Source organism: Streptomyces sp. NBC_00086, from assembly GCF_026343255.1.
Lineage (GTDB): Bacteria > Actinomycetota > Actinomycetes > Streptomycetales > Streptomycetaceae > Streptomyces.
In genome coordinates, this window is sequence record NZ_JAPELZ010000001.1 from 7,861,376 (window position 1) to 7,874,936 (window position 13,561).

Annotated in this window: 14 protein-coding genes; 6 read left to right on the forward strand and 8 right to left on the reverse strand. The window is 72.5% G+C overall.

Annotated elements, in window-relative coordinates:
- Positions 1-20 precede the first annotated feature (20 nt).
- Both OG276_RS35520 and OG276_RS35525 read right to left on the reverse strand, forming a co-directional pair.
- On the reverse strand, positions 21-1,496 hold the full coding sequence (locus OG276_RS35520) for a branched-chain amino acid ABC transporter substrate-binding protein (RefSeq protein ID WP_266911866.1): 1,476 nt from the start codon (positions 1,494-1,496) through the stop codon (positions 21-23).
- A 4-nt stretch (positions 1,497-1,500) separates the two neighbouring features.
- A complete protein-coding gene (locus OG276_RS35525) occupies positions 1,501-3,501 on the reverse strand; it encodes a hypothetical protein (protein ID WP_266911868.1) in 2,001 nt (666 codons plus the stop codon).
- Positions 3,502-3,750: 249 nt separating this feature from the next.
- On the opposite strand from OG276_RS35525, the gene OG276_RS35530 reads away from it, so the two are divergent.
- On the forward strand, positions 3,751-4,383 hold the full coding sequence (locus OG276_RS35530; protein WP_266911870.1) for a pyridoxamine 5'-phosphate oxidase family protein: 633 nt from the start codon (positions 3,751-3,753) through the stop codon (positions 4,381-4,383).
- A gap of 59 nt (positions 4,384-4,442) precedes the next feature.
- On the opposite strand, the gene OG276_RS35535 is transcribed toward OG276_RS35530, so the two are convergent.
- From OG276_RS35535 to OG276_RS35545, 3 genes are all read right to left on the reverse strand, one after another.
- Entirely contained in the window at positions 4,443-5,663 is a 1,221-nt protein-coding gene (locus OG276_RS35535) for a lipase family protein (RefSeq protein ID WP_266911872.1), read from the reverse strand.
- A gap of 187 nt (positions 5,664-5,850) precedes the next feature.
- Positions 5,851-6,516: a TetR/AcrR family transcriptional regulator gene (locus OG276_RS35540; RefSeq protein ID WP_266911874.1), complete on the reverse strand. Its 666-nt coding sequence runs from the start codon at positions 6,514-6,516 to the stop codon at positions 5,851-5,853.
- 204 nt (positions 6,517-6,720) lie between these two features.
- A complete protein-coding gene (locus OG276_RS35545) occupies positions 6,721-7,251 on the reverse strand; it encodes a DoxX family protein (protein ID WP_266911876.1) in 531 nt (176 codons plus the stop codon).
- 243 nt (positions 7,252-7,494) lie between these two features.
- Between OG276_RS35545 and OG276_RS35550 the strand changes: the two genes are divergently transcribed.
- Positions 7,495-7,971 (forward strand): hypothetical protein, encoded by a 477-nt coding sequence (locus OG276_RS35550; RefSeq protein WP_266911878.1) that lies wholly within the window; start codon positions 7,495-7,497, stop codon positions 7,969-7,971.
- A gap of 22 nt (positions 7,972-7,993) precedes the next feature.
- Here OG276_RS35550 and OG276_RS35555 read toward each other — a convergent pair whose 3' ends face one another.
- Both OG276_RS35555 and OG276_RS35560 read right to left on the reverse strand, forming a co-directional pair.
- Entirely contained in the window at positions 7,994-8,365 is a 372-nt protein-coding gene (locus OG276_RS35555) for a hypothetical protein (protein WP_266911880.1), read from the reverse strand.
- A gap of 93 nt (positions 8,366-8,458) precedes the next feature.
- Positions 8,459-10,108 (reverse strand): phospholipase D-like domain-containing protein, encoded by a 1,650-nt coding sequence (locus OG276_RS35560; protein ID WP_266911882.1) that lies wholly within the window; start codon positions 10,106-10,108, stop codon positions 8,459-8,461.
- 225 nt (positions 10,109-10,333) lie between these two features.
- Here OG276_RS35560 and OG276_RS35565 point away from each other — a divergent pair, with 225 nt between their 5' ends.
- The 4 genes from OG276_RS35565 (at position 10,334) to OG276_RS35580 (ending at position 12,965) form a co-directional block, all read left to right on the forward strand.
- Positions 10,334-10,507 carry a CsbD family protein gene (locus tag OG276_RS35565; protein ID WP_266911884.1) on the forward strand — a complete coding sequence of 58 codons (174 nt, stop codon included), beginning with the start codon at positions 10,334-10,336 and terminating at the stop codon, positions 10,505-10,507.
- Between the two features lie 304 nt (positions 10,508-10,811).
- Positions 10,812-11,840, forward strand: a complete 1,029-nt coding sequence (locus OG276_RS35570; RefSeq protein ID WP_266911886.1) for a D-alanyl-D-alanine carboxypeptidase family protein — start codon at positions 10,812-10,814, stop codon at positions 11,838-11,840.
- 41 nt (positions 11,841-11,881) lie between these two features.
- On the forward strand, positions 11,882-12,076 hold the full coding sequence (locus OG276_RS35575; RefSeq protein ID WP_266911888.1) for a hypothetical protein: 195 nt from the start codon (positions 11,882-11,884) through the stop codon (positions 12,074-12,076).
- Between the two features lie 400 nt (positions 12,077-12,476).
- Positions 12,477-12,965 carry a DUF6328 family protein gene (locus OG276_RS35580; protein WP_266911890.1) on the forward strand — a complete coding sequence of 163 codons (489 nt, stop codon included), beginning with the start codon at positions 12,477-12,479 and terminating at the stop codon, positions 12,963-12,965.
- On the opposite strand, the gene OG276_RS35585 is transcribed toward OG276_RS35580, so the two are convergent.
- Positions 12,947-13,504 (reverse strand): DUF5133 domain-containing protein, encoded by a 558-nt coding sequence (locus OG276_RS35585; protein ID WP_266911892.1) that lies wholly within the window; start codon positions 13,502-13,504, stop codon positions 12,947-12,949. The two genes, OG276_RS35580 and OG276_RS35585, sit on opposite strands and share 19 nt — an antisense overlap.
- Between the last annotated feature and the right edge of the window lie 57 nt (positions 13,505-13,561).

Below are 13,561 nucleotides of genomic sequence, written 5' to 3' on the forward strand. Positions count from 1 at the left end.
GCCCGGAGCGGCCCGGCGCGTCATTGCCCCTGCGGTGGTTTGCCCTCCGCCGCGGACACTTCTACGAACTCCACCTGGCCCTTGGCGTTGAGGCGGAGGACCGGGACGGCCTTGTTGCGCGGATCGCCGTTGTTCTGGAAGGAGATGAACCCGCTGGCCCCGGCCACCTGCTGGGTGCCGTCCATCTGGTGGAACATCCGGGCCACGGCGTCGCCGGCCACCTGGCCCTGCCAGCGGGCGGCCATCTGAATGCCGTGGGCCGCCGCGAGCACCGCGTCGTGGCCCATCAGGGCCCCGCCGTCCCCGCGGGGGTCGTTCGGGAACCACTGGTCCATCAGCCCGCCCGGCTGGAAGTTCTTCGCGGAGGGCGCGGACACGGTCTGCGGCGCCGCCCGGTACATGTCGGGGTGGGCGAGGCCGGTGTAGAGCACCTCGATGCCCGTCTCCGCGGCGCGGGCGAGCTGCTCGGGGCTCAGGTTGGTCGTGTCGTCCCCGGTGAACACGGTGAACCGCTGCTCGGTGCAACTGCGGTTGGCGAGCGCGTCGAGGAAGCGGGTGAGCTGCAGGCCGCGGCCCGCGAAGTAGACGAGTTGCGGGCGCTGCTGGCACAACTGGCCCGGCATGTAGCGCAGCTCGTTCTGCCAGGCGCTGCTGACGGAGGAGTCGTACGTCATGCTCTCGGCGACGAGCTTGTGCGTGTCGTCCTGGAACGCCTTGGTGAAGGCGGAGCCGAGGGTGGCGGAGTAGAGGTCTCCCCGCGCCACGTCCTGGATGACGACGCCGGTGGTGACGCCGCGCCGCTTGAGGTAGCCGGCGCCCGCGTACGCCTGGTCCTCGTTGGTGGGTGCGATCCGGACGAAGCCGTTGATGTCCTTGATGTCCGAGGCGGTCATGGTGGCGCCGACCATGGCGATCCCGTGCTCGGAGAATCGCTTGATGGCCGAGAGGTTCTCGTTGGTGCTGGGGCCGAGGCCGGCCACCGCGACGAGCCGGTCCGGGGAGTCCTTCAGGGCGATCAGCTCGTCGACGGTGTGCTTCCACTGCGCGGACTTGCTGCCCGGGTTGGCTATGAGCAGCCGGATCTTGGGAACGGCGGCCAGGTCGCCCTGGTTGTGCCGGTACTGGGCGAGGTAGGCGCCCTGGAGCTCGTGGCGGACGCCTTCGGCGGAGTTGCTGTCCGCGGCGGTCGTGGTGAACGAGGTGAAGTAGGCGACGCTGACGTACGGCTCCTTGTCCGCGTTGGCGAGGACCCGTCGGTTCTCCACCTCGATCTTGGCGCTGACGGCATCGAGGTGCGGAGCGAAGACGTAGGAGCCGTCGCTCACCCCGACGCACTCGTCGTCGGGACCCCGTTCCACGACCCCGTCGGCGCACCTGGCCTGACGCTCCTGGAGCCAGCCCACGCCCAGCCAGAGCGCCGCGACGAGGGTGACGGCCGCCGCTGTGGCCAGCGCGACGCGGCGGACGACGTGCAGGGGCCATTCGAGTCTGGGCATGCGCTCAGCCCTCCCAGCCCGCGGTCTGGGGATCGCGCCAGAGCCGGTACCGTTCGGCCTCGTTGAACAGGGCCACGATGTCGTTCCTCCGCAGTTGGGACAGCTGGGTGTAGCCGTCGGCGATCAGGTTCCCCAGTCGCATGGCGGGGTCGGCGAGCGGATCGCTCCACACCCAGCGGGTGGTCACCAGGGTGTGGATCACGGACTCGGTGTCCATCACCCGCCCGGGCCGGCGCGGGACGATCCCGGAGAGGAGCTCCAGCGGCCCGCTGCCGGCGGGGAGACGGTTCGGGGCGGAGGTGATCGCGTCGAACTCGGAGATCCACTGCGCGGCCGGTACGGCGGTGAAGCGCCGGGTCAGATGGGCGGTGACCTCCTCGGTCCGCCCACGGGCGAGCTGGTGGTACATCTCCTGCACCGGCTTGCCCTCGCCGCGGTAGTGCTCCGCGAGGAGTTCGTGCGCGGCGTCCCACCCCTCGGGGCGCGCGGCCAGCCGCCACAGGAGCAGCCGGCGCAGCCACGGGTGGAGTACGGGAACCATGGCGACGGGCCCGGTCAGCAGCCAGCGCGCCCGGATCTCGCCGAACAGGGAGTCGTCGGGGCTGAGCAGCCGCGTGGCCACGGAGAAGTCCCGGGCGGCGGAGCAATCGGCCAGGGCCGCACGCTGTGTCCCGTCGAAATCGCGCAGGAGATGGCCCAGGGCGGTGTCGGCGAGGGTGGCGGAGCTCTCCCCGGTGCGCAGCGGCCGGTCGGGCAGGGTGCGCAGCCAGCGGTCCTGCTGGGGGCCCGAGTCCGGGAGCGGACCGGCCTGGCGCAGTACGTCGAGCACCTGGTGGACGGCGCGCGGCAGCCCTCCGGTGAGCCGGTGCACGAAGGGGGTGAGGCGGGTCAGCGGGGCCAGGTCGCTGTTCCCGCCGAGCTGGAGCTCTATCCGGATCCGCACCTCGTCCAGATTGAGGTCGCGCAGGCGCAGCGGGTACCACCAGCTGTCCTCGCTGTCGCGGGGCGGCCGGTGGGCGTGCCAGTCGGCCAGCGAGGCCCGGTCGGGGCCGCGCAGCTGCCAGGGCCAGGAGTCCCCGGTGGCCGGACCCCAGCGGGGCAGCCAGCGGTTGGAACTGGCGACGACGGTCAGCGGATCGCTGGCGTGCCCCGCCACGACGGTCTGGTCGTGCCGGGAGCGCAGTAACAGGTCCAGGAAGTGGCGCCCGTACTCCGTGTGGGAGTTGTCCAGGAGCAGCAGGTAGGAGCGGGGCATGAAATTGCGGGCGGTGTTGCGCCTGAGATCTTCCAGGAAGGCCGAGAAGAGGACGAGGTCGAGCCGCTCCTGTTCGTTCTCGTCGCCCTCGTGACGCCACAGGTTGAGCTCCACGAGGGCTTCCATGGGGTCCGCGCTGCGGGTCATGGGGTGGCGTCCGTACCAGTGGGCCCCGGCCGTGAGCCGGCTGCCCAGCCGGCCGCCGAGCAGGCCGGGCACGGTGCGGCGGCCGCGCCGCAGGGCGTCCTGGAAGAGGGCGAGCGCGGCGCTGGAGGCGCCCTCGGGCATGCCGACCGCACCCATGCCCACCTCGAAGAAGGCGGCCAGGTAGTCGCCGTGCCGGGCCTCGTTCTCCTCCTGGAACCGGTCCAGCTGGCGCTGCACCGCGCGCCGCCCCTCCGCGAGGTTGCGCATGCGCAGCTCCTGGTCGGAGGCGAGCAGGCCGAGGCTGAGCAGCGGGAAGTGGGAGCGGCCGTAGCGGGGCAGCTTGCGTTCGAGCTGGCGGGCCAGGAGGCCGAGTGCGTAGCGCGGCAGCAGGGACTGGGCCCCGCCGAAGTTGACGAAGGCGAAGGGATAGTCGGGCCCGAAGCGCTCCATCAGCGCGCTGTGCGCCTCGCTGGCTCCGCTGCCGGCCGGGCCGAGGAGCATGGTCAGGGGCCGCTCGGCCGCCGGGTTCTCCTTCAGGCACGCGTCGACCAGCGACAGGATGCCGCTGCGGCCCCGCAGGCCCATGCCCGTACCCGGCTCCATGACGTGTGATCCCCCCCAGGACTGCGCTTAGAGGAGTAGAGCCTGCCATCCGGAGCCGGAGTCAGACAGGGGTTTCCGCTCCTTGATTCCATTCCGCTACGCGGGACCGGTGTCCGGGTCGGTGGGCATCGGGCGTCCGGGCGGGTGGGGGCCGTGCATCCGGGCTGCGGGCTGCCCTCTGCCACGGACGCCCGTGGCATAGTCGCAGCAGGGCGGCGCACCGGCCGTCCGCGAAGACGGGGGCGGGCAGTGGACACACGGGCGTTCGAGGAGATCAGCACCGAGGAGGAGCTGCGCGAGCTGCTGGGCGAACCCACCGCCGTGGCGCTCGGCAAGGAACGGCAGACCCTCCACGACCACCACAAGCAGTGGCTCGCCCGGTCCCCGCTCTGCCTGATCTCCACCTCCGCCGCCGACGGCACCTGCGACGTATCGCCCAAGGGCGACCCGCCCGGTTTCGCCAAGGTCCTCGACGACACCACCCTCGTGATCCCGGACCGCCCCGGAAACCGCCGGGCGGACGGCTACCGCAACGTCCTCACCAACCCCCACGTCGGTCTGCTCTTCCTGATCCCGGGCCGCGGCGACTCCCTGCGCGTCAACGGCCGGGCCCGGCTGCTCCGCGAGGCGCCCTTCTTCGACGACCTGACCGTCAAGGGACACCGCCCCGCGCTCGCGCTCCTCGTGGAGGTCGAACAGGTCTACTTCCACTGCTCCCGGGCCTTCGTACGCTCCGCCCTGTGGAAGCCGGAGACCTGGAACCCCGAGGCGGCCCCGTCCAGGGCCAGGATCTCGAAGAGCCTGGAGCGTACGCACGAGTCCCTGGAGGAGCTGGAGCGCTACTACGGGCCCTCGTACGACGAGAAGAACATGTACATCTGAGGGAGAGGCAGCGGCCCCGTCAGGCTGTGCCGACGGGGCCCGTGGCGTGGTGCCGCCGCTCAGAACACGCAGCTCGCGGCGAGCGGCGCACCGGCGCGACGGGCGTCCATCCAGGCGATGGCGTCGTCCAGCGGGCCGTCCTCGATGGTGTGGCCCTGGTCGGCGTAGTACTTGAACTCCAGGCTCACGCCCTTGTCGCACAGTTCCCGGGCGAGCGTCTGGTTGAGGTTGCTCAGCACGTCGTTTCCGCCCTGCGGCAACAACACCGGCACCTTGACGGTGACTTCACCGGTGGCGCTGGCCTTGAGGGCGGCGTTGAGCGGTGCCAGATCGGCGCCGGGCCGCAGGATGTCGGTGGCGGGTGGGAGATCGGAGTCCCCGCCCATACAGGGTTGTGTCCAGATCCGGTCCGCCGCGGCCAGGCCCGCGGGGGTCAGGAGTTCGGCGGGCTTGACCGCCGGGTCGGCCGCCGCGGCCCCGTTGAGGAGCGTCAGCAGGATTCCGGTGTAGGGGGTGGCGGTCTCGTTCTGAGCGGCGAACAGGGCGGGCATCCACTCGAATCCGACCGCCGGCGCGTTGGCGACCACTCCCTTGAGATCGACGTCGGGGGCGTACTCGGCGGCGTAGTGCGCGCTCCACAGTGCCGCGTGCCCACCCTGTGATCCGCCGTAGACGAGTGTGGTCGCACCCGATCCCGGGTCGATCCCGCGAGCGGCGCGGAGTGCGTCGAGAGTGGCGTACGCGGCGGACTTGCCGTTGAGGTAGGGATGTCGGACCCCGGTCACCCCCAGGCCGATGTAGTCGGGCTGTACGACGACGAACCCGCGCGCGAGGAGCTTCCCGACCGGACTGGAGTCCTGCAGCCCGGCGAAGGCCGGGATGCGGGAGGGGGCGCACGCCGAACCGATGCCCATGGTGCCGTGGTTCACCGCGGCCACGGGTCGCCCACCGGCGGGTGCCGGCCCGTCGGGAACGCTCACCAGCCCGCTCGCGGCCACGGGCTTGCCATCGGTCCCGGTGCTCAGGTACATCACCAGGAAGGTGCGCGACGGCAGTGTCAGCTTCGCCTCCGGTGTCGTGTACGGGCGTTGGCGGATCACCGTGCCGGGTTTGCCCGGGGGCAGTGGGTTCGGCGGGTCGTAGAACGCGTCGCCCTCGGGCACGGACGGCGACGCGGTCATCCGCCGCTCGGGGCCCTGTGGCGCGCCGCCGCGGGTGCAGCCCGACAGGGTCAGTGCCGCGGCGATCGCACCGATGACGGCCCAACGGAAAGCCCGCACCAACCTCCCTGCGGCACAGCTGTGTTCGCCCTGCGGGTCCGGCCGACCGCGCGCCGGGAGGGGGGTCGCTCGCACGGTTCCGGGAGGGTGGCTCAGGCCGTGCGTCAAGGACGGTCTCCTTTGCGTACGCGGCCGCCGTGCGGCGCCGCCGGATGGAGGCTCTCGTACCGGGTTGCGGCGCTGTTCCTCAGGGGGGCGGCGGTGGGTGATCCTCGCCGTCCGGCTCCCCGGGCGGTGGGGTGACGTTCACGACCAGGGCGACGATGGTGTCGATGACGCCCCCCATGTCCACGTCGGGGTCGAGCAGCCACTGGTGCTGGATGCCGTCGGCGGCGGCCAGAGCGAGCCGGGCGATCGCGTCGGGGGCGATGCCGGGGCGGATGCGGCCCTCGCGCTGCAGTTCGGCGAGGCCGTCGCGCAGGGCGGCGAGGATGTCGCCGTCGCGGACCTGGAAGAACTCGCGCGCCGGGTGGCCGGGGAAACCGGACGCGGCCGCCATGCTCACGTACAGGCGCACCAGACCGGCCACGTCGCCGCTGCGGCGCAGGGTGGCGGCCATCGGCGAGATCGGGTCCGCGCAAGGTTCCCGGGCCGTCCGTTCCTTGGCGATCCGGTCGCGTTCGGCCAGGGCGCTGATCAACAGGCCTTCGCGCGAGCCGAAGTAGCGCAGGACGCCGGCCTGGGACATGCCCACGCGGTCGGCGATCTCCTTGATCAGCGCGCCCTTCTCGCCGATCATCGCGAAGACCTCCAGCGCCACCGCGAGGATCTCGTCGCGGCGCACGACCCCCTTCGCGTAACGGCCGCGCGGTGTACGGATGTTGTCGGGCGGTGCGGCACGCTCCGGGTCCATGCGCGAAACGCTAGTCCAGTTCACTTTTGACGTCTACGCATCCCGCATCCCGCATCCCGCAGCCCGCGGCCCGACCAGCTTCAGCGCGCGCCCGCTCCGTGTGCCGCGCCGAGGATTCCCGGCGGGCCACCGACGTGCACTACACGCAGGCCGGCCTGGCCACGTCCGCCGTGGGCGGGCCACGTCCGCCGTGGGCGGGCCGGATCAGTCCTCGTCGCCTCCGGCCGGGGGCGCCATCGCGGCGACCCGCCGGTTGACGACGACGGTGGCCGCGACCGCACTGAGGGCGAACGCCACCACGATGACGGCGGGACGGTCGAGCCGGTGTCGGCTGACGTGGTCGAGGGAGATCCGTCCCGGCCCCGTGACGCCGAGCGAGGCGGCGACGGTGCCGAGCAGGGCCGGGTACTCGAAGCCGCCTCCTTGGGCGAAGAAGCCGGCGGGAGCGTGGACCGAGACGGCCCCTGCCATGGCTCCGGCCGCGGCGGCGCCGGCCGCAGGGGTGGCCAGACCCAGCGCGAGCAGGGCACCGCCACCCGCCTCGCCGAGCCCGGCGGCGATGGCGCTGCGCCTGCCCGGAGTGAAGCCCATGTGCTCCATCGCCCGGGCCGTGCCCTCGATGCCGCCACCGCCGAACCAGCCGAAGAGCTTCTGCGTGCCGTGTGCCATCAGGACACCGCCTGCCGCGAGGCGCAGGGAAAGCAGTCCGAGGTCCTTGCGGAGCGTGAAGTGCATGGGGCGGCCTTTCGGCAGGAAGGGGTCGGCTCGACAGGAACGGTCGGCGCAATGTGTTCCACGCCTTCCGCGCCGCCACACTCACCGTGGAGCCGTCGTGCGGATCTCCCCGAACGGGGGCACGCTGAAGGCATGAACGGCCAGGACGCCTCAGGTCGGCAAGGGGGCCCGTCGGGGCAGCCTCCACAGTGGGGACCCGAGTGGGGACCCCCGCCGCCACCCCCGCCGGCCAAGCGGAGACCGGTGAAGGGTCTGCTCACGCACGCGGCCGCCGCCGTCATCGGCCTCGTCATCGGGACAGGCATCGGTTCGAGCGGCGCGGACAACTCCGGTGGCAAGAGCGCCACGCCGTCCCCGACGGTCACGGCCACCAAGACGGTGACCGCGACCGGGACAGCAGCCCTGCCGGCAAGGCAGGCGCCCACCTCCACGCCCACCCCCACGCCCAGCACGGTCGAGAAGGCGCCGGCCGGCGAGATCCCCGGCGACGGGACGTACGTGGTCGGCAAGGACATCAGGCCCGGCACCTACCGGACCGCCGGCGCCGAAGAGGACGATGCCTTTCCGAACTGCTACTGGGCTCGGCTGAGCGGAACGTCAGGTGAGCTCAAGGAGATCATCGCCAACGACAACAGCGAGGGGCCGACGACCGTGACGATCTCCGCGGCCGACAAGGCCTTCAAGACCACGGGGTGCCAGACCTGGAAGAGGACCGGCTGACGGGGGTCGCGGTCTTCGGCGTCTACTCCTGCTCCTCGATCCCGATGGTCTCCTCCAGCTCCCGGTGAGCCTTGCTCGACGCTCCCTCCCGCTCCTCCAGCAGTACGCGGCCGATGGCGTCGAGCTTGCGCTGGATCGCGTGCTCGGCCCGGCGTTCGGAGTTCTTGAGCAGGGCGAGCAGGAGCAGGGACACCGCGGCCATGGCGTCACCGGCGAGGTGCTGCCATTCCACGGGCAGGTGCAAGAGGTGCACGACGATGAAGACCGCCACCAGGAGGACGCACAGGACGGAGAAGAGCGCTGAACTCGTGAAATTGGACGCGAGTTCCGCCAGTTTCTCGAAGCGGCCGAGCCGCCCTGATCTGCCCTTTTCCGAGGGGTGCTCCAACGTCATGCCCGGCGCCTGCCCGGCGACGGCCGGCTGAAACGTCTGCCGTGCGCCGGCCGCCGGCCGACGGTGTTCCATCCGCCGGGCATGGGTGTCACGTCAGAATTCGCCGCGGAGCCGCATGCGGAGGGGGCGGCCGTCGGGGTCGACCAGGACGTGGTGCAGCGGGGTGGCGAGCAGGCGCCGGACGGTCGGCAGCTGCGGAGCGACGTAGCGGCGCAAACGCCCCGCAGGACGCGGGCCGCGCCGCCCGGCCGTGTGCCAGGCGTCCAGCGCCGCGGCGGCCTCGCCGAGCCGGTCGAACGCGGTGGACGGGTCGCACAGAGCGTCCTCCACCGGCGTTTCCTCCCCGGGGGACCCGCCCCGCGCCCCGAGCCCGACCCCCTCGTCCGCGTCGAGGTGCTCGCGCATCAGCTCCAGGCGCAGCTCGCGGGCGAAGGAGCGGGCCCCGTCCCCCAGTCCGCCAGGGTCGCGGGGCTGCCTCGGATCGGCGGCCCGGTCCAGGACGGTGCAGCTCAGCTCGGAGTCGTGCGTCCACGAGCGCAGGTTGACGTTGTCGGACCCGACGGCGGCCCAGACGTCGTCGATGACGCACACCTTGGCATGCACGTAGACCGGGGTCCCGGCATGGTTCTCCAGGCCGTACACCGCGACCCGGTCTCCTCCGGCCCTGCGCAGCTCCTCCAGGGCGGAGACCCGTCCGATCATGTTCATGGGTCCGGTGAGCAGGCCGTCCTGCTCCGGTACGGAGGGGATGACGGCGGCCAGCCGCAGCCGCGGACGCGCGCGCAGTGCCCGGGCGAAGCAGTCCACCACGCGCGGGGACCACAGGTACTGGTCCTCGACGTAGATCAGGGTCCGGGCCCGGAGCAGCGCCTTGAGGTAGCCCCGGGCGATGCTGCGCTCTCCGTCGGGGGCGAAGGGATAGCCGCGCAGCAGACGGTTCGGATAGGTGCGCAGCACCTGGACGGCGTGCGTGCCGCACGGCGGGGGATCGGGCCCCTGCGGCGGCAGCTCGTCCGCGCTGGTGTCCTCGTCCGCCAGCAGTTCCCGCAGGCGCATCAGCGGACTGCGGCTGAGCGGCGCCGGATCCTCCCAGCGCTCGCGGAAGACGGCTTCGACGTCGCCGACGACGGGCCCGCTCAGGGCGAGCTGGACGTCGTGCCACGGGGGGTGCGGGCCGTACCGGGGCGCCAGGGGCAGCGATTGGCGGTCGCCGCGGTGGTCGGCGTCGTCGTTGCGGTTGTGGCAGAGGTCGATCCCGCCGACGTACGCGACATCGCGCTCCGGTCGGCCGCGATGCCGCAGCACCACCATCTTCTGGTGGTGCGAGCCTCCGGGCCGCACCCGCAGGTCGAGCAGGCACTCACCGCCCGCTGCTGCCAGGTCCTCGCTGAGGGAACGGTTCTCCGCCGCGCTGAACCGGAAGCCGTCCAGGTGGGAGCGCCACAGCAGGCCCTTGACGACGACTCCGCGCTCGGCCGCCGCGCCCAGTACGGCCGCGACCTCCGTACCGGGTCCGCGGAGCCGCTCGTCGGGATCGCCGCGCCAGTCGGTGAACAGGAGCAGGTCGCCGGCGCGCATCGCACGGATCCGCACGAGGAGCTCGGCGAAGTAGGTGGCGCCGTGGACGAGCGGCCGGGCTTCGTTGCCCTCGGACCAGGCCGCCCCGTCCGCCCGGCGGTGCTCCAGCCGGGTGGCGGTATTGCCGCGTTCTCCAGGTGCCAGGAGCCAATCCGAGGTGGGCACAGTAGGGCCTCCACTCCGACGGGTACCCGCTTCCCACCCTTCCACTCGGGACGGGGGCCGCACTGCGCGCAAGGCCACCTCGTGCCGGCGGCTCGAACGGTCCGTAGCGCGATGTCCGTAGCGCGATCGCAGTAGCGCGATGGGCGCGCGGGCGAAAGGTTTACCGGACGGGCATGCGGACAGACGCAGCACGTCAGACGATCGCCAACGATCGGAGTGAGAACCGTGTCGGGTGAGCAGAAGATGAAGGCCAAGAAGGAACAGGCCAAGGGCAAGGCCAAGGAAGCGGTGGGCCGCACCGTCGGCAACGAGCGCCTGACCGCCGAGGGGCGTGCCGAGCAGATGAAGGGCGATGCCCGCCAGGCCAAGGAGAAGGCCAAGGACGTCCTCAAGGACTAGCGCGGCAGGTTGGTTCCACCAGCACTGAACGCGTACGGCCACGGCCTCTTCGCCCGGAAACGGACGACGGAGGCCGTGGCCGTAGTGGTGTGCGCTCCGATGTGGTGTGCCCTCCGATCCTGGCGAGGACGGATGTGGAACTGATACACGGTGGAGCGCCTGCCGCCGGACAGCTGCCGGGGTTCCGATGCGTTGAGCGGCCATGCTCCGGTGTGTGCCCCTCCGCTGCCGGGTGACCTGGGGCCCGGACCGTTCCGGGCACGGCGGGGCACCTGCCCCCGCTGGAACCCGATCCGGGAGTGTCATGTCTGTCCACGCGTTCCTCCGACGGTCCGCCGAGCTGCCCGGGCGGGGTCTGCTCGCGGCCTCCCGGGCCGGTGACGCCGCCGTCGCCGCCGCCCGTCGCGCGGTGTCGACGGCGCCACTGCCCTGGCCCCACGAGGGCCAGGCGAGCGTGGAGGTGGAGGGGTTCGGCAGCCTCGGCACGGTCGGCGAGCAGATACCGGTGCCGATCGCGAGCCTCACCAAGGTGATGACCGCCTACGTGGTCCTGCGCGAGCACCCGCTCGGTCCGGGGGACCCCGGGCCCGTGGTCCGTGCCGACCGGGCCGCCGCCCGCGAGGCGGGCTCCACGATCGAATCGGTGGTGCCCGTCAAGGAGGGGCAGGAGTTCCCCCTGAGACAGTTGCTGGCCTACATGCTGATCCCTTCGGGCAACAACATCGCCAGGCTCCTCGCCCGCTGGACCGCGGGGTCCGAGGCGGCCTTCGTGCGCTGGATGAACGAGGCGGCCGCGGACCTGGGCATGGCCCGTACGACCTTCACCGGCTCCTGCGGTATGGACACGGGGAACACCAGCACGGCCACCGACCTGCTCGTCCTGGCCCGTACGGTCATGCGGGACGAGGCGTTCCGGACCATCGTCGCCACCCCCTCGGTCCGCCTCCCGGGCGGCCGGGGCGAGGGGCTCACCACCAACCGGCTGCTCGGCCGGCACGGCGTCGTCGGACTGAAGACGGGCACCAGCACCCCGGCCGGGGGCAACGTCCTGTGGGCCGCGTACAAGAACGTCGACGGCACCCGCAGGCTGGTCCTCGGCGCCGTGCTCGCCCAGCGGAGCGGCTGCTCCCCGGTGCGCGCCCGCGCGGCGGTCTGGGCCCACAGCCGCCGACTCGTCGAAGCCGTCCAGCGCGCCCCGCTCGACGCCCTCGCAACGCCCCGGCCGTCCGTGCCGCCGGCGCCCCCGTCCCCGAAGCCGCCGGCCCGCGTCGCGGGGCGGGGTGCCGGGCGGGGAGGGGCGGTCGCACTGACTGGTCGCGGTCGAGCGGGGTAGGCGCTCGGAAGGGGCGAATGGCGACGACCGAGGAGACAGCCATGAGCGACCACGGACAAGACGCCGGACGCAGGCCGGTGCTGCTGCCGGACGAGGGCGCCATGGTCGACGAGCACGGGCGCCCGCCGGGAGCTCCGTCGCGGACGGGTACCGGTTCCAGCTCGCCGCCCTCCGACCCGGAACGCGTCGAACGGGCTGCCGCCGGGGAAGCCGGACCGGGCGCGCCCGGCCGGTGAAGCGTGCACGTGGAGGGGCTGGGCCCTGGTCCATCGGCTCGGCAGCGGTGTACGGATCCGACACCGGCGCCGGGCGGCAAGAGCATCCACACCGGTGTCCGGCCGGTCCCGCCGGACTGCTCGCCGCGGGGCCGGCATCCGGGATTGGGCCGGGCGGGAGCGGGCAGGCGCCGGAGTGAAGACACCGTCCGAGACGAGCCGGAGGGTCACCATGACGAACCCGACCGCAGCGCACACGCCCAGGCCTGTCCCGATGCCGCTCCCGAACCCGGAGCCGATGCCCGAACCCCGGCCGGCGCCCCCGACCAGGTAGCCGGGCGGCCGGGTCCCGCGCCGCGGACATGATGCCGGGGTGCGGGGGCAGACGAGTGCCCGGGGATACCTTTCAGGGAGGCGTTCGATGGCGCACGGTACGGACCAGGACGGCCGGGACGAGTCCCCGGAAGAACGAGCGGACCGGCAGTGGCAGGAACTCGTCCAAGAGATCCGGGTCGCCCAGACGGGCGTCCAGATCCTGTTCGGATTCCTGCTGACGGTGGCCTTCGCCCCCGTGTTCGCGGGGCTCCCGCAGACCGAGAAGACGATCTACGTCGTGACGGTCGTCCTGGGCTCCCTGGCGACCGGCGCCCTGATAGGTCCCGTGGCCTTCCACCGTCTCGTCTCGGGGCGCAGGATCAAGCCCGAGGCCGTCGAGTGGGCCGCGCGCCTGACCTTCACCGGCCTCCTCCTGCTCCTGGCCACGAGCACCTCGGCCCTGCTCCTCGTGCTCAGGGTCGCGACCGACAACGCCCTCGCGACGTGGCTCGTCGGCGGGGTGTTCGTCTGGTACGTGCTCTGCTGGTTCGTGCTGCCCCTGTGGGCACGCGTCCGCTACACCGCCCAACGCTGACCCGAGGACCCCGAGGGGGTCCCTAGTGCTGTGGCGGCGAGCTGTTCCTCCGCCGCGGTGATGGCTTCGAGGGCGGTGGGTCTGCCCATCAGTACGCACAGGGTGTACGCGGTGTCGTCCATGGCCCGCAGGGCCGCCGGGTCATGGGGCGAGGCCGCGAGCCGGGCCTGGCAGCCGCGCAGCCGGGTCAGTACCTCCTCGATCCGGGCGGGGTTCGGCGCGAGCCCGGCAGCGCGGGGGCCGGCCGGCGTTCCGCGGGTGCGGGCGGCCTCCACGGCGCGGCGCAGAGCGCGTTCGAGGCGGGCGGGCAGGGCGGCACCGCACGAGGTGGCGGTCATCGCGGACGCCAGGTCCTCGACGGAGACGTCGGCCAGGTCCGCGGCCGTAGCGAGGATGCGCAGCGCGTCACGGGCCGAGCAGGGGGTCGTGGCCATGAGCATCCCGACGGCCCAGTTGCCCGCCGCCACCGGGTGCCCGTGCGCTCGGGCGGCGGCGGCGGCCTGTCGGGTCGGTGAAATGGGTTCTCCGGGTGTCGGCACGGGGTTCCTCCGGTCCGGTTCGGTGGGGACGATGCGGGGGTCCGCGTAGGGACGCTA